This is a genomic window from Pseudomonas arvensis (genome assembly GCF_056688935.1).
The window spans coordinates 1,759,539-1,782,240 of record NZ_CP162038.1 but is presented as its reverse complement, the minus strand read 5'-3'; the positions used below and the strand labels follow the sequence as shown (position 1 = coordinate 1,782,240).

General features: G+C 58.7%; 19 protein-coding genes. 7 read left to right on the top strand and 12 right to left on the bottom strand.

What is annotated here, in order from left to right; genetic code table 11:
• The first annotated feature begins 188 nt into the window (after positions 1-188).
• Positions 189-1,226, top strand: a complete 1,038-nt coding sequence (locus tag AB3G88_RS08165; protein WP_112194209.1) for a patatin-like phospholipase family protein — start codon at positions 189-191, stop codon at positions 1,224-1,226.
• A 54-nt stretch (positions 1,227-1,280) separates the two neighbouring features.
• Here the strand turns inward: AB3G88_RS08165 and AB3G88_RS08160 are convergent, their stop codons facing one another.
• The 6 genes from AB3G88_RS08160 to kdpF all read right to left on the bottom strand — a co-directional run bounded on the left by AB3G88_RS08160 (position 1,281) and on the right by kdpF (position 9,235).
• A complete protein-coding gene (locus tag AB3G88_RS08160; RefSeq protein ID WP_032892766.1) occupies positions 1,281-1,970 on the bottom strand; it encodes a response regulator in 690 nt (229 codons plus the stop codon).
• A 37-nt stretch (positions 1,971-2,007) separates the two neighbouring features.
• A complete protein-coding gene (locus tag AB3G88_RS08155) occupies positions 2,008-4,659 on the bottom strand; it encodes a DUF4118 domain-containing protein (RefSeq protein ID WP_480453649.1) in 2,652 nt (883 codons plus the stop codon).
• A gap of 124 nt (positions 4,660-4,783) precedes the next feature.
• Positions 4,784-5,329: a potassium-transporting ATPase subunit KdpC gene (gene kdpC, locus AB3G88_RS08150; RefSeq protein ID WP_480453647.1), complete on the bottom strand. Its 546-nt coding sequence runs from the start codon at positions 5,327-5,329 to the stop codon at positions 4,784-4,786.
• Between the two features lie 40 nt (positions 5,330-5,369).
• The gene (gene kdpB, locus AB3G88_RS08145) at positions 5,370-7,427 is read right to left on the bottom strand and encodes a potassium-transporting ATPase subunit KdpB (RefSeq protein ID WP_177411516.1); all 2,058 of its coding nucleotides are present in this window, start codon (positions 7,425-7,427) and stop codon (positions 5,370-5,372) included.
• 14 nt (positions 7,428-7,441) lie between these two features.
• Positions 7,442-9,136: a potassium-transporting ATPase subunit KdpA gene (gene kdpA, locus AB3G88_RS08140; protein ID WP_099587314.1), complete on the bottom strand. Its 1,695-nt coding sequence runs from the start codon at positions 9,134-9,136 to the stop codon at positions 7,442-7,444.
• Between the two features lie 9 nt (positions 9,137-9,145).
• Positions 9,146-9,235, bottom strand: coding sequence for a K(+)-transporting ATPase subunit F (gene kdpF / locus AB3G88_RS08135; RefSeq protein WP_003218754.1), 90 nt, complete (start codon positions 9,233-9,235; stop codon positions 9,146-9,148).
• Between the two features lie 401 nt (positions 9,236-9,636).
• On the opposite strand from kdpF, the gene eat reads away from it, so the two are divergent.
• Complete coding sequence (gene eat / locus AB3G88_RS08130) at positions 9,637-11,001, top strand: ethanolamine permease (protein WP_099587315.1); 1,365 nt, start codon at positions 9,637-9,639, stop codon at positions 10,999-11,001.
• Positions 11,002-11,112: 111 nt separating this feature from the next.
• Positions 11,113-11,280: a DUF2897 family protein gene (locus AB3G88_RS08125; RefSeq protein ID WP_081797766.1), complete on the top strand. Its 168-nt coding sequence runs from the start codon at positions 11,113-11,115 to the stop codon at positions 11,278-11,280.
• 6 nt (positions 11,281-11,286) lie between these two features.
• Here the strand turns inward: AB3G88_RS08125 and AB3G88_RS08120 are convergent, their stop codons facing one another.
• Both AB3G88_RS08120 and AB3G88_RS08115 read right to left on the bottom strand, forming a co-directional pair.
• Positions 11,287-12,135, bottom strand: coding sequence for an urea carboxylase-associated family protein (locus AB3G88_RS08120; RefSeq protein ID WP_099587316.1), 849 nt, complete (start codon positions 12,133-12,135; stop codon positions 11,287-11,289).
• A 15-nt stretch (positions 12,136-12,150) separates the two neighbouring features.
• Positions 12,151-12,795 carry a GntR family transcriptional regulator gene (locus AB3G88_RS08115; protein WP_480453644.1) on the bottom strand — a complete coding sequence of 215 codons (645 nt, stop codon included), beginning with the start codon at positions 12,793-12,795 and terminating at the stop codon, positions 12,151-12,153.
• Positions 12,796-12,925: 130 nt separating this feature from the next.
• Between AB3G88_RS08115 and AB3G88_RS08110 the strand changes: the two genes are divergently transcribed.
• Positions 12,926-13,504 carry a TetR/AcrR family transcriptional regulator gene (locus tag AB3G88_RS08110; RefSeq protein ID WP_191960201.1) on the top strand — a complete coding sequence of 193 codons (579 nt, stop codon included), beginning with the start codon at positions 12,926-12,928 and terminating at the stop codon, positions 13,502-13,504.
• Between the two features lie 16 nt (positions 13,505-13,520).
• On the opposite strand, the gene AB3G88_RS08105 is transcribed toward AB3G88_RS08110, so the two are convergent.
• The 4 genes from AB3G88_RS08105 to AB3G88_RS08090 all read right to left on the bottom strand — a co-directional run bounded on the left by AB3G88_RS08105 (position 13,521) and on the right by AB3G88_RS08090 (position 18,065).
• Positions 13,521-13,853 carry a ComEA family DNA-binding protein gene (locus AB3G88_RS08105; protein ID WP_099587319.1) on the bottom strand — a complete coding sequence of 111 codons (333 nt, stop codon included), beginning with the start codon at positions 13,851-13,853 and terminating at the stop codon, positions 13,521-13,523.
• Positions 13,854-13,964: 111 nt separating this feature from the next.
• Positions 13,965-15,959, bottom strand: coding sequence for a polysaccharide biosynthesis protein (locus AB3G88_RS08100; protein ID WP_480454422.1), 1,995 nt, complete (start codon positions 15,957-15,959; stop codon positions 13,965-13,967).
• Positions 15,960-16,042: 83 nt separating this feature from the next.
• Positions 16,043-17,059, bottom strand: coding sequence for an MraY family glycosyltransferase (locus AB3G88_RS08095; RefSeq protein WP_099587320.1), 1,017 nt, complete (start codon positions 17,057-17,059; stop codon positions 16,043-16,045).
• A 37-nt stretch (positions 17,060-17,096) separates the two neighbouring features.
• Positions 17,097-18,065 carry a UDP-glucose 4-epimerase family protein gene (locus AB3G88_RS08090; RefSeq protein ID WP_099587321.1) on the bottom strand — a complete coding sequence of 323 codons (969 nt, stop codon included), beginning with the start codon at positions 18,063-18,065 and terminating at the stop codon, positions 17,097-17,099.
• 939 nt (positions 18,066-19,004) lie between these two features.
• Between AB3G88_RS08090 and AB3G88_RS08085 the strand changes: the two genes are divergently transcribed.
• From AB3G88_RS08085 to AB3G88_RS08075, 3 genes are all read left to right on the top strand, one after another.
• Complete coding sequence (locus AB3G88_RS08085; RefSeq protein ID WP_099587322.1) at positions 19,005-20,504, top strand: lipopolysaccharide biosynthesis protein; 1,500 nt, start codon at positions 19,005-19,007, stop codon at positions 20,502-20,504.
• A 115-nt stretch (positions 20,505-20,619) separates the two neighbouring features.
• The gene (locus tag AB3G88_RS08080) at positions 20,620-21,714 is read left to right on the top strand and encodes a glycosyltransferase family 4 protein (protein WP_480453642.1); all 1,095 of its coding nucleotides are present in this window, start codon (positions 20,620-20,622) and stop codon (positions 21,712-21,714) included.
• A 10-nt stretch (positions 21,715-21,724) separates the two neighbouring features.
• A complete protein-coding gene (locus AB3G88_RS08075; protein WP_150674626.1) occupies positions 21,725-22,684 on the top strand; it encodes a GDP-mannose 4,6-dehydratase in 960 nt (319 codons plus the stop codon).
• Positions 22,685-22,702: the final 18 nt, after the last annotated feature.

Here is a 22,702-nt window from a genome sequence, read left to right as displayed (position 1 = left end):
CGTACGGTTGTAGACGTTACCTACAACAAAAAGTGCCTTGTCCTTAGCCTGAAATCGATAGTACCTATTGCCAGAGCATACCCGAGCCTAGTCGCTACTCTGGAAAAATATTACGCCGCTTAGCGAAGATTGAAGCAGCCCCCTCAATGGGTGCATTGTGGCTACCTGCCGATCAAAGGATATGGACCATGAAAAAACGTGTTGCATTGGTGCTGGGCTCGGGCGGAGCCCGGGGTTATGCCCATATCGGAGTGATCGAAGAAATCGAACGACGCGGCTATGACATTGCCTGTATTGCCGGCTGCTCCATGGGCGCGGTGGTGGGTGGAATCTATGCTGCAGGCAAGCTGGACGAGTATCGAAACTGGATCGAAAGCCTTGACTACCTCGACGTGCTGCGCCTGGTGGACGTGAGTTTTCGCCTCGGTGCGATTCGTGGCGAGAAGGTCTTCGGCCAGATCCGCAAGATCGTCGGCGAGATCAACATCGAAGAGCTGCGCATCCCCTACACAGCCGTGGCCACCGACCTCACCAACCAGCAGGAAATCTGGTTCCAGGAAGGCTGCCTGCACCAGGCCATGCGCGCCTCGGCGGCAATTCCCAGCCTGTTCACCCCCGTGATGCAAGGCAACCGCATGCTGGTGGACGGCGGCCTGCTCAACCCGCTACCCATCGTGCCGGTGGTGTCGAGCCATTGCGACTTGATCATCGCGGTCAACCTCAACGCCACCAACCAGAAGCACTACCACTTGCCGGTGATCCAGCGGCCGCCGGCCTTCAAGAGCCGCTTCAACAGCCTGGCGAAATCACTGGGCTCGCACCTGCCGTTTCGCCGCAAGCAGGCCGAGCAGTTGATGAAGCTGGAGCAGGAGGCCTTGCAGGCCCAGGCGGCCGAGATCAACCCGTGGCTGGATTCGGCTGAACCCGAGTCCCAACAACCCGCCGCCGCACCGGAAAAACCCGGCGCACCGAAGTCCGCCACTGGATCGTTCATCATCGATAATGTGGGGCCAGCGTCGTTGCTGGACCTGATCAACCAGAGTTTCGAGGTGATGCAGACGTCATTGGCCCAGTACAAGATTGCAGGCTATCCGCCGGACGTGTTGATCAACGTGCCGAAGCGGGTGTGCCGGTTTTTCGAGTTCTACAAGGCGCCGGAGTTGATCGCGTTGGGCCGGGAAATAGCCAGCGACACGTTGGACCGCTATGAGAGTGAGCAGTCCTGAGTACTTCGCTGTTGCCCGCGATGGCGATGGATCAGATAACACACCTCTTCAGGCTCAAGCCCCCAACAACCGATACCCCACCCCCGCCTCGGTCACGATAAAACGTGGCTGAGTCGGATCATCCGCTAGTTTCTGGCGCAGATGGCCCACCACAATCCTTAGATAGTGACTGTCCTCGGTATGGGTCGGCCCCCAGATATCCTTGAGCAATTGCTGCTGAGTAATCACCCGCCCTGGATGCCGTGCCAACTGCGCCAGCACGGCATATTCCTTACGGGTCAGCGCCACTTCAGCGCCGTCCAGCAGTACGCGGCGATAGGCCAGATCGACCGTCAGCGGGCCGAAACTCAATGCTGCTTCCTGCGCTTCGCCTGCAGGTGCCTGGCGCAGCAGCGCGCGAACCCTGGCGAGAAATTCCTGGATACCAAAAGGCTTGGTCACATAGTCATTGGCGCCGCCGTCGAGGGCTTCGACCTTTTGCCCTTCGCTGGCGCGCACCGACAGCACCAATACCGGCACCGTCGACCACTCACGAAACTCCCGCAGCACCTGCTGGCCGTCCATGTCCGGCAGGCCGAGGTCGAGCACCAGCAAGTCCGGCTTGCTCAATGCCGCCTGGGCCAGGCCTTCGTTACCGGTACCGGCCTCGATCACTTTGTAGCCCTGGGAGGCCAGGCTGATGCGCAAGAACTTGCGGATCTGTGGTTCGTCATCAATGACCAAAATCGTCGCGGTCTGGCTCATGGTGTTCCATCAAAATCCGTGGAGAAAAGAGGGTAGCTCACGACTCAGGCTCCAGGCCAGGCTGTGTCGGCAATGGCAAAAACAAGGTGATGCAGGTGCCGCGCCCTTCAATGCCATCGGCCACGCGGATATGCCCTCCGTGCGCCCCGACCATGCCCTGGCAGATCGCCAAGCCGAGGCCGGTGCCCTGCCCGCCCCGATCACCGCGTGCGGCGGTGTAGAACATATCGAAAATTTTCGCACGCTCGTCTTCGGGAATACCCGGCCCCTCATCGGCCACCGCGAAAAGCAGTTGGTTATCCGACACCCCGGCACTCAATTGCAAACGCCCCTGAAGAGGTGAAAAGCGTGCGGCGTTCTCCAGCACATTGACCAGCGCCTGCTCGATCAAGGCCGCATGCACATACAGCAATGGCAGCTCAGGCGGCACCTCGGTGCTCACCTGCAACGGCGCCAGCACCGCACGTAAACGGCCGAGGGCACTGCCGACGATATCGCCCGGCGACACCCAATCCCGCGCCAGTTTGAGCGCGCCATGGCCCAGGCGCGTCATGTCCAGCAGGTTCTGGATATAACGATCGAGGCGCTCGGCTTCATCGCGCGTGCCTTCGAGTAATTCGCGACGGTCCTCCAAGGGGATGGCTTCACCCAACGCCAACAGGCTGTCGATACTGCCGCGCATGGACGTCAGCGGCGTGCGCAGATCATGGGACACCGACGCGAGCAAGGCACTGCGCAGTTGCTCGGTTTCGCCGTGCAGGCGTGCGGATTCAAGCTCCTGCGCCAACTGCGCACGGGCCAGGGCCTGGGCCAGCGGCTGGCTCAACGCGGTGAGCAGGCGGCGGCGTTGACCACTCAACGCCTGGCCCGGTTTGGCACTGACACCCAGCAAGCCCAGCGGACCCTCCTCGCCCGACAATGGCCACCACCACCAGCGCCCAAACGGCAAGGTGCCGGTGCCCATGCCAGCGGGCTGGTCATGTTGCCAGGCCCAGTCGGCCGCGGCGCGTTCGGCTTCGCTGAGGGTCAGCGGGCCGCCGGTCTCGACCTTCCAGCCGCCCTGACCGTCGCGATTGACCAGGCACAGGTCCAGATCGCTCCAGCCTTCCAGGTGATGGGCCGCCGCGCTGACCACCGCCTGGCGATCGGTGGCGGCCGTGAGTTTGCGTGACAGGTCGAGCAGCTCGCTGGTTTCTTCCTGAGTGTCGCGCAATGCCTGCAATTGTCGACGCTGGCGCGCCGCGAGGTTGCCGGTGAGCGCCGCCATCAGCAGGAAGAACAGCAGGGTCAGCACATCTTCTTCGCGCTGGATGGAGAAGGAAAAATTCGGCGGAATAAACAGGAAGTCGTAGGTCAGAAATGACAACGCCGCGCACACCAGGGATGGCCCCAGGCTACTGCGCACCGCCACCAGCAAGACGGCGGCGAGGAACACCAACGAGATATTCGGCAACGGCAACACACTGGACACCGCCCAGGCCACGCCCGCAGCCACCAGCGTTGCGAGCACCGCCAAGGCGTAATCGAACCACACCAGCCCGCGCACCTGCGGCATACGCGGCGGTGCGGGAATGTCGTCTCTGTCGAGCACGTTGATTTCCAGGCCCCGCGCATTGCGCAACAGACGCGCCGCCAGGCCACCACCAAACAGGCGACGGCGCCAGCGCATCCGCGACTGCCCGACCAACACCAGGCTGGCGCGGCGTTCGGCGGCGTGCTGGATCAACGTCTTGGCCACCTCCCCAGCCCGTAGCAACACGACTTCGCCGCCGAGACGCTCGGCCAATTGCTGGGCGTTTTGCAGGCGCAGACGCGACTGTTCATCCCGTGCGCGGCCGTTATCGACATGCACCAGGCTCCACGGCAAGTGCCGACGCTGTGCCACCCGACTCGCATGCCGTACCAGGCGTTCAGCCTGGGCATCACCGTCCACACCCACCAGCAAACGACCGCGCACCGCCGGTGCCGCTTGACCAAGCTGGCGATAGCCCTGGGCCAAGTCGTCGTCTACATGGGCGGCAGCGGTCTGCATCGCCAGCTCGCGCAGGGCCATCAGGTTGGTCTGGGTGAAAAACGCATCGATGGCCGCTCGGGCCTGTTCCGGGACGTAGACTTTGCCGTCGCGCAGACGCTCCAGCAGCTCGCGGGATGGCAGGTCGATCAGCAGCAGTTCGTCGGCTTCTTGCAGCACCCAGTCGGGCAGGGTTTCACGCACGTGCACGCCGGTAATGCCGCGCACTTGGTCATTAAGGCTTTCCAGATGCTGGACGTTGACCGTGGTAAACACGTTGATGCCGGCGGCAAGCAGTTCCTGAATGTCTTGCCAGCGCTTCTCATGACGGCTGCCCGGGGCGTTGCTGTGGGCCAGTTCGTCCACCAGCACCAGCTTGGGTTTGGTGGCGAGCAGGCCGTCGAGGTCCATTTCTTCGAGCATCACGCCGCGGTATTCGCTGCGCAGCAACGGTTGCTGTGGCAGGCCGCTGAGCAAGGCTTCGGTCTCGGCGCGGCCATGGGTTTCCACCACGCCGGCGACCAGCTTGACGCCCTGGCGCAGTTGGGTGTGGGCGGCCTGCAGCATGGCGTAGGTCTTGCCCACGCCCGGTGCGGCGCCGAGGAAAACTTTGAGCCGGCCACGGCCGTTGCGGGGCAGATCGGCGAGCAGGGCGTCGGCGCGGCCGGAGTCGCTCATGCGTGGGGGTTCCTTCAGGTGTTTGTATAAAGTTTTTCAGGGCTCCATCGGGGGCAAGCCCACTCCCACATTTGGAATGCATTTCCCTGTGGGAGGGGGCTTGCCCCGACGGTGGTCTCAATGCCTACAACTTTTCCAGGGCCATGTTCAGCGCCAGCACATTCACTACCGGCGGCCCCACCAACGGGCTTTCGATGTGCTCATCCAGCAGCCGTTGCAAGGTCGACACCGGCACATTCCGCGCCGCCGCCACCCGCGCCAGTTGATAGGCAATCGCCTGAGGTGGCAAGTGTGGATCAAGACCGCTGCCAGAGGTAGTCAGCGAGGCCAACGGCACCGGCCCCTGACTGGGCACCCGCTGTTTATTCGCGTCATCGAATACACGGGTAGCCAACGCTGGGTTACTCGGGCCGAGGTTACTGGCGCTGCTCGACACGGTCGCAAAAGCACCCGCCGATGGGCGCGGGTGGAACCAGCTGTCACCGGTAAAATCCTGGGCGATCAGGCTGGAGCCGCGCACCTTGCCACCGGCGTCGCGCACCAGGCTGCCGTTGGCCTGGTCGGGGAAGGCCACTTGCGCCACGCCGGTGACCACGAGTGGGTAGGCCACACCGGTGATCAGGGTCATGAGGACCAGCAGGCTCAGGGCCGGGCGGATCATGTTAGTCATAGTCAAATCCTCAATAAATCGGCAAACCAAGGTAGCCAGTTCAAACCAGGTGCAGCGCGGTCAGCAGCATGTCGATGGCCTTGATGCCCACGAATGGCACCAGCAACCCACCCACGCCATAGATCAACAGGTTGCGCCGCAGCAACGCCGCTGCACTCGCCGCCTGTACGCGCACACCGCGCAATGCCAGCGGGATCAACACCACGATAATCAGCGCGTTAAACACAATGGCCGACAGAATCGCGCTCTGCGGACTCTGCAGGTGCATGACGTTGAGCACGCCCAGTTGCGGATAGATCGAGGCAAACAGCGCAGGCAGAATCGCGAAGTATTTGGCCACGTCGTTGGCGATGGAAAAGGTGGTCAGCGCGCCACGGGTCACCAGCAATTCCTTGCCGATCTGCACCACATCCAGCAGCTTGGTGGGGTCGCTGTCGAGGTCGACCATGTTGGCGGCTTCACGCGCTGCCTGGGTGCCGTCGTTCATGGCCATGCCCACGTCGGCCTGGGCCAGTGCCGGTGCATCGTTGGCGCCGTCGCCGCACATGGCCACCAGACGACCGTCGTTCTGCTCATGACGTATACGTGCAAGTTTTTTCTCTGGCGTGGCTTCGGCCAGCACATCATCCACGCCCGCCTCAGCGGCAATCGCAGCAGCCGTCAGCGGGTTGTCGCCGGTAACCATCACGGTGCGGATGCCCAGTTTGCGCAACTCGGCGAAACGTTCGCGTATGCCGGGCTTGACCACGTCCTTAAGATGAATCGCACCGAGCAACTTGCCATCGGCGCACACCAGCAACGGGGTGCCGCCGCTTTGGGCGATCTTGTCGATTTCCCGCGACAACGCAGGGGCAAGGTCAAGGCGCTGCTGGCCGATAAATGCCAGCAGTGAATCCACTGCGCCTTTGCGATACACGCGGCCTTGGCAGTCAACGCCGGATAGCCGGGTTTCGGCGCTGAACGGCACGGCGGTCAACTCGTCCGGCGCAGGCTCAGCCTGAGGGTGCAAGGCGCGCAGGTATTCAACGATGGATTTGCCTTCCGCCGTGTCGTCCGCCAGGGACGCAAACAGCGCGCCTTCGGCCACCTCGCGGCCGCTGACGCCAGGCGCCGCGACCACCGCTGCGCAGCGGCGATTACCAAAGGTGATGGTGCCGGTCTTGTCCAGCAGCAACACATGCACGTCACCCGCGGCTTCCACGGCACGGCCGGACTTGGCGATCACATTGAGGCGTACCAGGCGGTCCATGCCGGCGATGCCGATGGCCGACAACAAGCCGCCAATGGTCGTAGGAATCAGCGTCACCAGCAGTGCGACCAGAAACACCAAAGGCAAGCTGCCATTGGCGAAGTGGGCGAACGGCTGCAGCGTCACGACCACCAACAGGAAGATCAGCGTCAGGCCGATCAGCAGGATATCCAGCGCAACTTCATTGGGAGTCTTCTGGCGCTTGGCGCCTTCCACCAACGCGATCATGCGGTCCAGGGTCGACTCGCCGGGGTTGGCGGTGATGCGGATCAGCAGCCAGTCCGAGACCAGCCGCGTGTTACCGGTGACGGCCGAGCGGTCGCCGCCGGACTCGCGGATCACCGGAGCCGATTCGCCAGTGATCGCCGCTTCGTTCACCGCCGCGATGCCTTCGATCACCTCGCCGTCACCGGGGATCATCTCCCCGGCGGCAACGCGCACCACATCGCCTTTGCGCAGGCTGGTGGCGGGCACGACCTTGAAGCTGCCATCGGCTTCCTTGCGCCGTGCGCTGAGGCCTTCGCTACCGGCCTTGAGGCTGTCGGCGCGCGCCTTGCCGCGCCCTTCGGCCAAGGCTTCGGCGAAGTTGGCAAACAGCACGGTGAACCACAGCCACACGGCGATCTGCACGGCAACGAAAGTCGGCACGGTGGTGTCGGGCACGAAGCACAGCACCGTGGTGAGGATCGCAGTCAATTCGACCACCAGCATCACCGGCGAGCGCTTCAGCTGGCGCGGGTCAAGCTTGACGAACGCCTGGACCAGCGCCGGGCGCCACAGAGCAGAGATGGCGGTTTTGGCAGGCTCCTGGGGTTTGACCGGGGCAGCGTTTTTTGCAGGCATATTCATGTTCATATCCCTTCTCAGAAGCCCATGCTCAAGTGTTCGGCGATAGGACCCAGCGCCAGCGTCGGCAGGAAAGTCAGGCCCCCTACCAGCAAGATGGTGACGGTCAACAGGGTCACGAACAGCGGGCCGTGGGTGGGGAAGCTGTTCTGGCCAATCGGTGCGCTCTTTTTCATCGCCAGGCTGCCGGCCAGGGCCAGTACCGGGAGGATGTAGCCAAAGCGGCCGATCAACATGCCCAGGCCGAGCATCAGGTTATGGAACGGCGTGTTGGCGCTGAAGCCAGCAAACGCCGAGCCGTTGTTGGCACTGGCCGATGTATACGCGTAGAGCAACTGGCTGAAACCGTGGGGGCCCGGGTTGCTGATGGCGCCGGCCGGACCTGGCAGGCTGGCGGCAATGGCACCGAGCACGAGCACGCCAACCGGCATCACCAACAAGGTCACGACGAGCAGTTGCACTTCCTTGGCCTGTAGCTTCTTGCCGAGGTATTCCGGGGTGCGACCGATCATCAAGCCGGCGAGGAACACCGCGATCAACACGTTGAGCAACATGCCGTACATGCCGGCGCCAACGCCGCCGAAGATAACCTCACCGACCATCATGTTGACCAGCGCCACCATCCCGCTGAGGGGGCTGAGGCTGTCCTGCATGCCGTTGACCGAACCGTTGGACGCCGCGGTAGTGGTCACCGACCACAGCACCGTGCCGGTGGTACCGAAGCGCGTTTCCTTGCCTTCCAGCGGTGCGGTTTGCTCCACGGCCGGGTTGTTCAGGGTCGGATTGGGCTGGTACTCGGACCACAGAGACGTCGCGCCGCCGATCAGGAACAACGCCAGCATGCAGCCAAGGATCGCGCGGCTCTGGCGCAGGTCTTTGACGTAGTGACCGAAGGTGAAGACCAGCGCCACCGGGATCAGAATGATGGACGCCACCTCAAACAGGTTGGCCCACGCGGTCGGGTCTTCAAACGGATGCGCCGAGTTGACCCCAAAGAAGCCGCCACCGTTGGTGCCCAGTTGCTTGATCGCAATCTGACTGGCCGCCGGGCCGAGGGGGATGACCTGATCCACGCCTTGCAGCGTCACGGCATCGACGTAATGGGCGAAAGTCTGTGGCACGCCCTGCCACACCAGGAACAACGCCAGCACCAGGCACAGCGGCAACAGGCCGTAGAGGGTAGCGCGGGTCATATCAACCCAGAAGTTACCCAATGTCTGGGCCGACTTGCGACCGATCCCACGGCACAACGCGACCAGGACTGCCAGACCGGTCGCCGCACTGACGAAGTTCTGCACGGTCAGGCCGGCCATCTGGCTGAGGTAGCTCAGTGACGCCTCGCCGCTGTAGGACTGCCAGTTGGTATTGGTCATGAAACTGACCGCGGTGTTGAACGCCAGCGTCCACTCCTGCCCCGGCAATTTCTGCGGGTTAAGTGGGAGATAGTCCTGGAACACCAGGATCGCGAAAAGCAGCAGGAAACCCGCGAGGTTGAATGCGAGCAAGGCCAGCATGTATTTCTGCCAGCTCTGCTCCTGCTGCGCGTCGACACCCGACAGGCGATAGCAGGCTTTTTCGACAGGCCCCAGGACCGGAGTCAGCCACGTGCGCTGGCCCTCCATCACCTTGTAGTAGAACCGCCCCAGGAAGGGGGCCGGCACCAGTACCACGGCAAAGAAGGCAATGATCAGCCAATAGTCATAACTGTGCATGGCCAGCTCCTAGTTCCGATCCGCGCGTAGCAGCGCAACCAGCAGATAAATGAACAGCGCCACGGCCAATAGCAGTGACACCCCGTCCAGAACGCTCATGGAAGTCTCTCCGTTCAGCGGCGAGTGCCGCGTGTGGCGCAATTGTCCGCAGGAGTGGTGTAAAGGAACGAGAGCGAGGGTGCAGGCGGGGCGTAAAGACGGCGTAAAGAGTGAGTTTATGCGGGGTTTACAGAGGGGTCTGTGGTGGCTGGGAGGGTCTCATCGGGGGCAAGCCCCCTCTCACACTTGGCCCTACATATACCGGTAAAAATGTGGGAGGAGGCTTGCCCCCGATAGCGTCGGCACAGTCCCCCCCGCACTTATCTGGTGCAACAAGGCAAAGTTTCAAACGCCAAACCATCCCCCAGACGACAGTTGCGCGCCTTTACGACAATGATTCTCAGGCTGGCATGGCCGCTGCAACACCTTGAATCATTCCAAACCGTTCAGGGAGCAACACAATGAACACACAACTCAAACCCACCCTAGGCACCCTGCATTTATGGGGCATTGCCGTCGGGCTGGTGATCTCCGGGGAATACTTCGGCTGGAGCTATGGCTGGGGCGTGGCCGGGACTTTGGGCTTTCTGGTGACCTCGTTGATGGTCGCCGCGATGTACACCTGCTTTATCTTCAGTTTCACCGAGCTGACCACCGCAATTCCCCATGCTGGCGGGCCATTTGCCTACAGCCGTCGGGCGTTTGGAGAGAAAGGCGGTTTGATCGCCGGCCTTGCCACACTGATCGAATTTGTCTTCGCGCCACCTGCCATTGCCTTGGCCATCGGCGCTTATCTGAATGTGCAGTTTCCAGCGCTGGACCCCAAACACGCAGCTGTCGGTGCGTATATCGTGTTCATGGGCTTGAACATCCTTGGCGTGAAGCTCGCCGCGACCTTTGAACTGGTGGTGTGCGTGCTCGCCGTCGCCGAGTTGCTGGTGTTTATGGGCGTGGTCGCGCCGGCCTTCAGCTTCAGTAACTTCGCCCTGAACGGTTGGGCCGGTTCCGACACGTTTGGGGCTCCGGCAATTGCGGGCATGTTTGCCGCGATTCCCTTCGCCATCTGGTTCTTCCTCGCCATCGAAGGCGCAGCCATGGCGGCTGAAGAAGCGAAAGATCCGAAGCGCACGATTCCAAAGGCCTACATCAGCGGCATCCTGACCCTGGTGATCCTGGCCATGGGCGTGATGTTCTTCGCGGGTGGCGTGGGCGATTGGCGCACCCTGTCGAACATCAACGACCCGTTGCCACAGGCCATGAAAACCGTGGTCGGCGAAAGCTCGGGCTGGTTGCACATGCTGGTGTGGATCGGCCTGTTCGGCCTGGTGGCGAGTTTCCACGGCATTATCCTGGGCTACTCGCGCCAATTCTTCGCCTTGGCCCGCGCCGGCTACCTGCCGTCATTCCTCGCCAAACTGTCGCGTTTTCAGACACCACACCGGGCGATCATCGCTGGCGGCGTGGTCGGCATCGCCGCTATCTACAGCGACGGCCTGATCAACCTAGGCGGCATGACCCTGACTGCAGCGATGATCACCATGGCAGTGTTCGGCGCGATCGTCATGTACATCATGAGCATGCTCAGCCTGTTCAAATTGCGTAAGACCGAACCGCTGCTGGAACGCACCTTCCGCGCGCCGGGTTATCCGATCGTGCCAGGCATTGCGTTGGTATTGGCGGTGGTGTGCCTGGTGGCCATGGCGTGGTTCAACACGCTGATCGGGTTGATCTTCCTGGGCTTCATGGTGGTAGGTTTTGTGTACTTCCAACTGACCGCGCAAGACCGTGCCGATGCGCCGGCAGATGCAATGTTGACCGGGCTCTAAGGTTTACGAGGCAGAACGGGCCTACACTGAACTACTCAGAAAGCCCGTTACTCAAAGCAGCTATTGCCGTGGGAAAATTCTCCCACGGCAATCTGCCTCAAGGAGAGCCTTATGCCGTGGTATGCGTGGTTGATTATGGTGGTCGCGATCGGGTCGATCGTCGGGGGGCTGATGATGCTGCGAGACAGCGCCAACAAAGTGGAGCTCACCGACGAGCAACGCAAACGCGTGGCCGAGCGCAATGCCCAGGCGGATGCCAAGGATTCACAGGATCGCTAGGATCGATTACTCCCAATCCGCCTTGGCAATCTGCAACCCGTGCTGCCCCTTGTAGGCAGCACGCTCTGGCTGGCTCCAGCCATTCAGTAACTCATCCTCCAACTGATAGATCTCGACACCCAGCGGACGACACACCGTCAGTGGATCCTGCGCATCCGGGCCCCACATCGGCAGTGACAAATCCCCACCCGGGCAGGTCGACAGCGCACACAGCAAATCAATTTCGGCAAAAAACTCCAGGTAATCGCCCTTCTGTGCAGGACACGCCTTCATGAAATACATGTCGTCGTGATTGAGACCGGTGCACTGGAAAATATTCAACACGTCATGCACGTCGAATTCCGTCAGACCGTGGGGCAACACCGCACGCGTCAGGTTGGAGTGGCAGTGGTGATGGAAATCCTCCCCCGTCAGCATGCGGTTCACGTAAGGGTCACAACGCGTGCCAAGCAAGTCATGCAAGCGTCCGCCGTGCTCGTCGATACCGTAGCCGGCCAGGCTGTCATCAGTGATCGTAACCAAAGGCCGCAAAAACGGCAGGTTCGACCACAAGCGGTCATGGGTGCTGACATGAGCGCCCTGCAATTGGCGGGTGCGCGCCGCCCAAAGACGTTCGCGAGGGTCATTGGCATTCCATACGTTAAAGTCACCCACCTGCGGCCCCACCGGCGTGGTGACACGAAACACATGCCCGGCCGGCACCTTCCACGCCCTGCCCGTGCGAATCGGCACTTCAAACTGTTCGATCAACGTGCGCTGATCCGCCCGGTCACGAATACGCTCGTAAAACGCCGTATCGACCTGCAACGCCGAGCCTTTGCTGACCTGATAAGCGGCCGGATAGTCTTTATACATGGTGCAGATCCTCAATCAGGGGTGGGTAAAAAGAGCCAACGAGATGCGTTCGGAATCCTCCAGGTACAGGCTCATCGCCTCCCCTGCCGCGGCTTTATTCGGCTGGACCAGTAACGTGTAAATCTCGCGGTCACGTTCCAGCCAGGGCGACTGGAATCGCTGCTCATCGAGCGCCGCGCAAAACACCAAGCGTAATTGGGCGATGACCTGGGCGAAAAACTCATCGAACAACGGGCTGCGCATCAACCCGACAATGTGCTGATGGAACAACAAACTGTGGGTGGCCACGGCGCGCCAGTCTTCGCGCTCACGGGCCAGGGTGGTGGCGTCGATGGCGTTTTGCATGCGTTCAGATTGTTCATCCGTCAACGCGCTGCTGTCGGCGATCGCCTGCAATTCGAGGGTGCGGCGCACGACAAACAGGTCGCGAACCTCCTCCCGCTGCAGTCGCCGGACCATCACACCCTTGTTGCGCACGTGACGGGTCAGCCCTTCCTGACCCAAACGGTGCAGGGCTTCGCGAATGGTGTTGCGCGACGCACTGTAGGCCCGGACCAGATCCACCTCGACCAATGCCATACCTGGCAATAACCGCCCGCCGATAATGTCGGCGCGCAGCTCCAAGGCAATCTGGTCGGCTAAAGACAAACTGGGAGTCATCATTCCCTCACGATTGTTGAACAATCTTTTGCGTAGAGGTAATCACTTTTCATGCCAACACCTTAGCTTCGCCAACCGTGTAAAAAAGTTCAGGTTGGTTAAAATGCCAGCCTGTCACCGAGGCCGCCCTATGCGTTATTCCCAAGACCACAAAGCCCAGACCCACCAACGCATCATCAAGGAAGCGTCAGCCCGCTTTCGCCGTGACGGCATCGACGCCACCGGCCTGCAGCCGCTGATGAAAGCGCTCAACCTGACCCATGGCGGCTTCTACGCGCACTTCAGGTCCAAGAAAGAGCTGGTGGAAAAAGCGCTACAGGCTGCGGCGGCCGACCTGGATGCCCATTGCGACATGCTGTTCAGCCAGGAACGGCCGCTGGACGCGTTTATCGACAGCTACCTGTCGGAATGGCACCTGACCTCACCGGACCAGGGCTGCCCGTTGCCAACTATGTCTTCCGAACTGGGCTTGAGAGGCCAACCCAGTGCAACCACCGACCACGTGCTCGACGCAAGGCTCAAGCAAATTGAAACGGCACTGGGCGCGGGACGTTGCGACGCAGAAAGTCTGATGATGATGTCGACACTGGTAGGCGCATTGGTCTTGGCCAGGAGTGTTGAAGATCCACAATTGGCAAGACGGATCATGGAAGTAGTACGGGAGAACCTGAAAACGCAAAATCTGCAGGAGAAAGAGGCCGATCAATGACCGGCCTCTTGGACGTTTAGTTGATCACCAACCTGTCGCGGTTCTTCTCCAGCAACGCCTTGCCGATCCCCTTCACTTCCAACAACTCATCCACCGCCGTGAACGGACCATTGCTTTCGCGGTAGGCGATGATCGCCTTGGCTTTGGCCGCGCCAATGCCGAACAGATCCCGACGCAGGGTCTCGGCGTCGGCGGCGTTCAGGTTGACCTTGGCGGACTGCTCGACCTGAGTCATCTGCGCGGTGACAGGGGTTGGGGCTTCTGGCTTGATGGACGGCGCTGCGGTGGCGGCGACGGAGAGGGTTGTGAGGAAGGCGAAGATCAGCGAAGAAATGTAGGTTTTCTGCATGGGTGACGCTCCTTGACATCGTTGAGGGAAAAGCAGCTTTTCCGAAGCTGCTTTTCAAACTTAGGTGATGTTGGGGATTCGTCAAAAATGCTTGCGTAACAGAGTGTTAAATCAGGGTTCCAAGCGACGTTGCTGGTAGATCCAGTCGACGATTTCTCCGTCAGGGGAGTAGCCGCTTACAGTGTCGCGCAGGAGTTGGCGGACGCGGGTGTATTCATCTTGTTCCACCGCGGCCAGCAGCTCCGTCAGCTTGTCTTTGAGCACATCCCAGGATAAATGATCTTCGTTGGCGCTCATGATCATGGGGTGTCGTGTAGCGACAACGTTGTCGCCGATCAGTAACTCTTCGTAAAGCTTTTCACCGGGGCGTAGGCCGGTGAATTCGATGGCGATGTCGCCTTGGGGATTTCTATCGGAGCGCACGCTCAAGCCCGAGAGATGAATCATTCTTTCGGCCAATTCTACGATCTTCACCGGCTCCCCCATGTCCAGGACGAATACATCGCCGCCCTGGCCCATTGAGCCCGCCTGAATCACCAACTGTGCGGCTTCGGGAATGGTCATGAAGTAGCGGGTGATTTTCGGATGAGTCACCGTGATAGGCCCACCCGACTTGATTTGCTTGTGAAACAACGGGATAACCGAACCGGAAGAGCCCAGTACATTACCGAACCGGACCATGGTGAACCGGGTTTTATTGACGCGGGAAATGTTCGTTTTATCATCAAACAGCACAGGCGCCAGCTCCCGGCTCAGCGCTTGAAGGGTCAACTCGGCAAGGCGCTTGGTACTGCCCATGACATTGGTGGGACGTACAGCCTTGTCGGTCGAGATGAGCACGAAGTTGGAAACGCCGGCTTGGAGAGCAGCCTGTGCGGTATTGAGTGTGCCGATCACGTTGTTCAGTACGCCTTCGGCGATATTGTGTTCGACCATCGGCACATGCTTATAGGCAGCCGCGTGATACACGGTGTCTACCCGCCAGGTTTTCATGACATCCAGCAGTTTGTTCGGGTTACGTACCGATCCCAGGATAGGGAGCAGTCTAACCGATAGCGACTCTCGGGCGATGCGCTGTTCAAGCTCAGACATAATGCTGTAAAGATTGAACTCACTGTGTTCAAACAGTAACAACGTCGTCGGATTCAACGTCAATATCTGGCGGCACAATTCAGCGCCTATCGAACCTCCGGCCCCCGTCACCAGAACGCTTCGTCGCATGATGCAATGTTCCAGCAGTTCGGATTGCGCGGGAACGGTATCGCGCCCAAGCAAATCAGCGATATCAACTTCTTGGATGTCATCTACCTTGACCCGCCCGCTGGCAAGGTCCATAAACCCCGGCACGCTGCGTACATGCAACGGAAAACCTTCCAGAAACCCCAAGATCTCGCGTCGACGGCCTCTGTTGGAAGACGGTATGGCCAGAAGGATTTCCTGTGCGCCAGTGGCTTCGATCATCCGCTGGATATGTTTGGGCTTATAAACCTGCAACCCTGAAATGACGCGGTCAGAAATACCATCATCGTCATCGATAAACGCAACCGGGCGCATGACGCGGCCCATGCGCAAAGCAGCGACCAGTTGGTTGCCTGCGGCGCCTGCACCGTAAATTGCAACTCGCGGCAAACCGTCTTCCCGGCTGGTGAATGGCACATGCTGCGCAGCCGTGAACCAATCGCCGAGGAAGTACTGGCGCATGGCCAGCCGCAATCCGCCGACCATTATCACGCTCAGCCACCAATAGTTGAAAATAATAGAACGAGGTACGACGGCCTGATGATTGCTGTACAGGTAAACCACGACCCCCAGAATCAGAGAGGACAGGCTGACCGCCTTGATTATCACGATCAACGCATCGTTACCGAAATAACGCATCACGGCGCGGTACATTCCGAAACGCACAAAAAGCGGAATAGCCACCACTGGCGCACTCAAAAACAGCCAGAAGTGTTGCGCCACAGGGTTGATCATATCGTCCACACCTAGGCGAACGACAAACGCCATCCACAATGCCAGCCAGACCAGGAGAACGTCTGTGATGACTTGCAGAAAGCGCTTCCTTCGCCGAGGAAGGCCCAGTAGACATGACCGGATGGTACCCATAAACCCTTCAAACACCTGTGCAGCTCCTTTACTCGCGGCTAAACGCTCACCGCCTCTATAACGCGTTTACTGCAAAAATAACATCAGGTTTCCAGCTCACCGGCTTTGTACTTGATGGCTAAAACGACCAATGGCGTATAAGCGATAACCAATCCCAGCAGGCCATTCAAACCCAAAACACCGACGCCTATTGCGATGGGGGTCAGCCACAGCACATTGATCGCCAGGACCGACAGCGTCACAGGCAAATGACTGCCCACTTCACGAGACGCGAACTGGTAGGCGTGGCTGCGATGGGCTTCGTAGACTTTGTCCCCCCGCACCAATCGCCGGATCAACGTCAATGTTGCATCGACAATAAACACACCCAAGAGAATCAACCAGACCCACAGCAAATTGGCATTCTGCCAGGCCGCAGTCAGCGACAGCACGCCAAGGGCGAACCCGAGAAAACCACTGCCGGCATCGCCCATGAATATTCTTGCCGCAGGGAAATTCCAATAGAGAAACCCCAGCACTGCCATGCTTAATAACAGTGGCACCCAGATAGCCGCCCCATACCCGCCCAGCCAATAGACCAGGCAGGCGCCGAGGCATACGCACATCGCCTCGATACTCGCCAACCCATCAATGCCGTCCATGAAGTTGTAAAGGTTGAGTGCCCATACCAGGTAAAAAACAGCGGCCACATGGCCCACCCAACCGAGGTCGGTGGTAATGCCCGGCAAGCTCACAGCGGGTAAACCGCCGATCCAGAAGAGTGCCCATGAGGCGGCACTGAAGTGTCCCAATAAACGCCAACGTGCGGCAATGTGACCATGATCGTCGAGAAAGCCCAGCACCGCGACCGCTGCACCGCCCCCCATGAGTGCCCAGGTGAGGGCGGGAGAAACCGCCCCACTCACGAACAACAGGGGCAGCGCGACGAGAAAACTCACAACAATCGCGACACCGCCGCCCCTGGGCGTGGGCACCGAGTGAGAGCTGCGTGCGTTGGGTACGTCAATCAGGCTTCGGGACAGTGCATAACCGCGCAATAACCAAGTCAATACACCTGCAAGGACGGCGACAATCGGCACGAGCCAAAGTAAGTGGTTCATCAACGGCTCCCTGTCGGGTTCATATTCACACACACCACTACTTCAAACTCCCCTGAAAATGCTCTGCCGTCTTGCGTAAAGCGACCGTCACGGATGTAGGCGGTGTCCATCCCAGGAGCTCACGCGTTTTTTGGATATCAACCTGTAGAGAGCCACACAGGCGCTGCCCCATTCCTCTGCGCCCGATCAGGAACATGCCCCAGCGCAGCAGGGCCGCGGGAACAGGAATCAGCCGCGCAGGCTTGTGCAATGCCAGCCCAATACGGGTCAACAGTTCCGTGGTCGACATATCCTCACCGTCGCTCACCAGAAACACCTGATTGGCCGCTGCGGGATGCTGAAGACACGTCACAATCAGGTCCACCAGGTTATCCAGCGCCACCAAGCTGCGCTGACTGCGGATAGCCCCCAGCGGCAAGGCAATGCCTTTGTTCAGCCATACCATCATGCTGCGAAAGTTCGCCCTCACGTCCGGGCCATACACGAGGACGGGACGAATAATAACGACCTCCATGCCGGTCCGCTGAGCGAGCAACTGAAGTTGCTGCTCAGCCTCCATCTTGGAGACGCCGTATGGGCTAGCCGGGGCGGGTGGATCATCTGCCGTATACGCTTCCCCTGGCCGGGTACCCTCGCCATTGACTTTGATCGAACTGATAAAAATGAAACGCTTGACCCCCGACCGCGCGGCTTGCTCGGCCAACCTCAACGTGCCTTCTACATTGATCCGGCGATAGGCCGAATACGGATCGTTCGATGCATCGGACATCACGTGAACACGGGCCGCACAGTGAACCAGCACATCAACACCGGTGAGAGGCAGGTCCTCCGAGGCAAGGTAGTCTTCACCCACGCGCACCCTGGTCGCCCCCAAAGGCAATACCACATCGTCACGACGTACGAGTGCAAGCACCTGACAATCAGCATTCGACGCAAGACGCTCTACAAGCGCAGCCCCGACAAAGCCACTTGCTCCGGTCACGAAGAATGTTTTCTTATGACTCAATCCGCATTCTCCAACCGCCTAGACACATCAACATGTTGCTCCACAATTTTTCTACACACGCCTGCACGAATCGCTGTCGCTCGCAATAAAGGGAGCAACCAGCAAGACCCAGGTGAAATTCCCGATAAGTTTGAACATGCTCAGGTACTCGCGTCGCCAGTCTTCAAACGCCGAGCAAACTGCGCGTCTACAACGCCCAAAGCCCCGCACTTAGCAGGGTTCACAGCGAGGCCCGACTTTGCGCGCTCGCGTCATCACTTCGCAAGGGGCGTAGAGTACCACTTGAAGCCCTTACTCCGCAGGTTCCGAGCGTGCCTGGACGCGTTTCGTAGCACTGTACATCGCGTATACATTGATCAATACGATATTGAGCGCTACAAGCAATGGGCAGACAGGGCATCTATGGCACGCCACAGGTTTGAAAGTGCATGCGAAAGCCTGTACCACAGGTTCTGCGCGAGCGCCCGGCTTGTCGTCGAACGCATCGATCCACGCAACCTCAGAAAATCCTCTTGGTCCTGGGATCGGGCGGCTGCAGCGCCACATAAATGGCGCTTTTTAATATGTAAATTCAAGAGTCTATGCTAGTCTCCCCGCCTGCCAATTCTGCTGTAGCACTCGTGCCATATGGGTCTTCGCCCCCACCCACCAGTTGATTGAGCGGGTTTCAAAGGCGCTTGCAGGAGAGGTTTCCCATGACGGCAGCAATGTTGGCGAACGGATTGGGCACACGCCCTCCCGAGACCCGCCATATCCTCGTTCCCTGCGTCACGTCAGCACATCTTTTTCTATAATGAAATACACGATTTTATTACTTGCTCTGTTTAGGGTCATACCGTCAAAGAGTACGTTGCTCACTCAATCGAAACCTTATTTCGATTTCATTGATACCCCGCATGGACCCTGCCTATTGAGCGGGCACGTTGAGGACCCCGGCGAATGAGTGGCCTATTTAAAAATATCTCCGCCAACTTTGTAGGGCAAGGCTGGATCGCCCTGATGGGTATCTGCTTTGTTCCACTCTACCTTAAGTTCATTGGTGTAGAAGGTTACGGGCTGGTTGGATTTTTCATCATTCTTTCGTCAGCCATGACGATGTTTGACGGCGGATTTGGGGCCGTGGCATCGCGAGAGGCATCCACTTATGAAGCCGCCTCTACAGCCCAAAAACAAAAGATAGTACTGACCATTAAAAGCGTGGAATGTATCTTCTGGTCTGTCGCAATCGCGCTCGGTGCATGCATCACACTGCTGGCCCCACTGATAGCTGACCACTGGCTCACCGTCAATGCGGACAACGTTGAATCGGCCACGCGTTCGCTGAGAATAATGGGGATTGCACTGCTGTTACAGTTCCCTATCGGGCTTTACTATGGCGGCCTCATCGGACTTCAAAAACACGTCACACTGAACTCGATAAGTTCTGTATTCGCCACCACGCGTGCCGCCGGCGCGGCGTTGGTTTTATGGATTGTTTCACCGACTGTAGAGTGGTTTCTGATATGGCAGGGCATCAACAGCCTCGCCACCGTTCTGGTATTGCGTAGAAAACTGATCAGTGAACTTCCAGAGTGGCGAGAAGTGGGCGTATTTTCCACGGACATCATTAAACGCCTCGGTGGCTTTGCGGCAGGCGTAGCGACCACCAACATCCTTGCTTTTCTGTTAATGCAAGTGGATAAGATCATCCTGTCAAAAATACTCCCACTCAAGGAGTTCGGGTGTTACATGCTGGCCTGGACCGTGGGTTCGGTGGCATTCCGGCTGGTCTCTCCAGTGTTTAATGTCTACTACCCAAAACTGGTATCCCTTGTCACTACACACAACAACGTCGAAACCTTTGGCACGTTTACAAGGGCCAGCCAAGTACTTTCATTGCTGGTGATCCCATTCTCTATCTGGGTCGCGCTATATAGCCAGCCGTTATTGCTGTTATGGACGAGAGATGAACACGTTGCGGCACTAGCCAGTACTCCGCTATGGTTTCTGGCGATTGGGACCATGTTCTATGCATTCATGCAGATGCCTTACGCACTCCAACTGGCCCACGGCTGGACGCGGTTCAGCGTATGGCAGAACGCTGTGGCTGTTGTATTCATCATCCCGCTGACTTACTACCTGGCCACCCACTACGGACTGGACGGCAGTGCATTGCCCTGGTTGATTCTGAACGTGAGTTACGTGGTGATATGCTCACCCGTTATTTTTCGAAAACTCAGTATCAAACCGGCCAGAATCTGGTACACCGAAACAATCCTGATACCCGCCGCCATCGCCTTATGTGCGCTGTTTGCAATGAGAGCACTGTTCGACACTTGGGCGTTAAACAACCCTTTCACAATGGCATTCTCCCTGGGAGCCACCTACCTGCTCGTTGGGCTCCGCGTATTTGTCATCCGCTTTGCTGCCCGAAAAATCGAGTGGAGAAACCCGCTCTGAGAATGCTGGCCCGTCACCGCACCAAAACAGCCGCCAGAGGCACTGATTTTGCTAAGGTGCACACTCGATTTCCTGATCTATCAAGGTCTTATTTCTCACGAGGCGAAGCATAAAAATGCGCGTTGCTTTTGATCACCAGATATTCTGCCTACAAAACTACGGCGGCATTTCTCGCTATTTTTCTCGCATTGCCGAGCAGATGGCCATCACCGGCAACGAGGTGGGCATTTTCTCGCCGCTTCACCGCAACTTTTATCTCAACGACCTGGCCGAGGGCATTGTCCACGGCCAGAAAGCCGAACAGTACCCGCCTCGTACGACGCGGCTGGCGCTGATCTACAACCACCTGCTGGGTCAGCGCGCCATACGTGCCTGGAAGCCTGAGGTTGTGCATGAAACCTATTTTTCACGTTTCAGCGCTGCCCCGAAGGGCTGCCCGATCGTACTGACTGTCTACGACATGATTCACGAACTGTTCCCCGAGAATTTCTCCGCCCGGGACCAGACAACGGCGTTAAAGCGACGCGCCGTTGAGCGAGCGGATCATGTCATCTGCATTTCGGAGAGCACCCGCCAGGACCTGATGAAACTGTTCTCGGTGCCCGAAAGCAAACTATCGGTGGCACACCTGGGGTTCGAGCAGTTCAAACCCTGCGCCCGGGAAACGGCCGCCTCGCCCGTCAAGCCTTATCTGTTGTATGTCGGAAGTCGACACGGTTACAAAAACTTCTCCGGCTTACTGAATGCGGTTTCCCACTCGAAACGCCTCAAGGCCGACTTTGATATTGTCGCCTTCGGCGGCGGTGCCTTTTCGCCAAGCGAGTTGGAGCAGGTTCAACGGTTAGGTTTTGCCGCCGAACAGGTACGCCAGGTCGGCGGTGATGACGCGGTCCTCGGTCAACTTTACGAAGGCGCCAAAGCCTTCGTCTATCCCTCTCTTTATGAGGGTTTCGGTCTTCCACCACTGGAGGCCATGGCGCACGGCTGCCCCGTCATCAGCAGCGGTACAAGTTCAATGCCCGAAGTCATCGGCGATGCAGGGGCCTTGTTCGACCCACTCAATGGCGACGAAATGGCCGGAGCGATAGAAAGAGTGGTTTACTCTGACAGTGAAATCGCGAGATTGATTGAGCGTGGCCGTGAGCGGTTGAAGCAGTTTTCCTGGCAGCGCTGCTCCCAGGAAACACTCTCGATCTACAAGTCCTTATAAAGGTGATTTTTTGGAATACTCAGAAAAAACAGCCCTGATTTGTGGCGTGAGTGGTCAGGACGGTGCTTATCTGGCAAAGCTCCTACTCGAAAAGGGCTATACCGTCTGGGGGACTTCGCGAGACGCTCAGGGCTCTTCATTCGCCAACCTGAAGCGACTGGGTATTGTCTCGAAGGTGAAATTGTTGTCGATGGTGCCAGAAGACTTTCGCAGTGTATTCATGGCGCTGAAACGCAGCCAGCCTGACGAAGTGTATTTTCTCGCCGGGCAGTCGTCTGTCGGATTGTCATTTGAACAGCCCGCCGAAACCATCCAAAGCATCACCCTTGGAACGCTGAACATGCTTGAGGCCTGCCGGATGACCGAGCGGCCCATTCGCTTTTACCAAGCGGGTTCCAGCGAATGCTTCGGCGACACGAATGGTGAACCGGCGTCAGAGAACACCACATTCCATCCCCGCAGCCCTTATGCGGTGGCTAAATCATCTGCTTTCTGGCTAGTCGATAATTATCGTGAGGCTTATAATCTTTTTGCGTGTACGGGTATCCTGTTCAATCACGAATCCGAATTACGCCCATCCAGGTTTGTTACACAAAAAATTGTAAGTACGGCCAAGCGCATTGCTGCGGGTTCGGGCGAACGGTTGACGCTTGGACGGTTGGATATTGCTCGTGACTGGGGAGCGGCATCAGAGTACGTCGATGCCATGTGGCGCATGCTGCAGTGCGATGAACCGAGTGATTTCGTGATCGCCACCGGCCAGACGCACACACTTGAAGCATTCGTTGCTGAAGCATTCACACAATTGGGACTCGACTGGACGGACTATGTCGACCAATCGCAGGAGTTCTTCCGGCCAACAGACCTGCTGATCAGTCGCGCGGACCCTGCCAAGGCCGAACGCGTTCTGGGCTGGAAGGCAAAGTCGACGATGACCGATATCATTACCAGCATGCTAAATGCAATTTAACTACATATTCAAAGAATT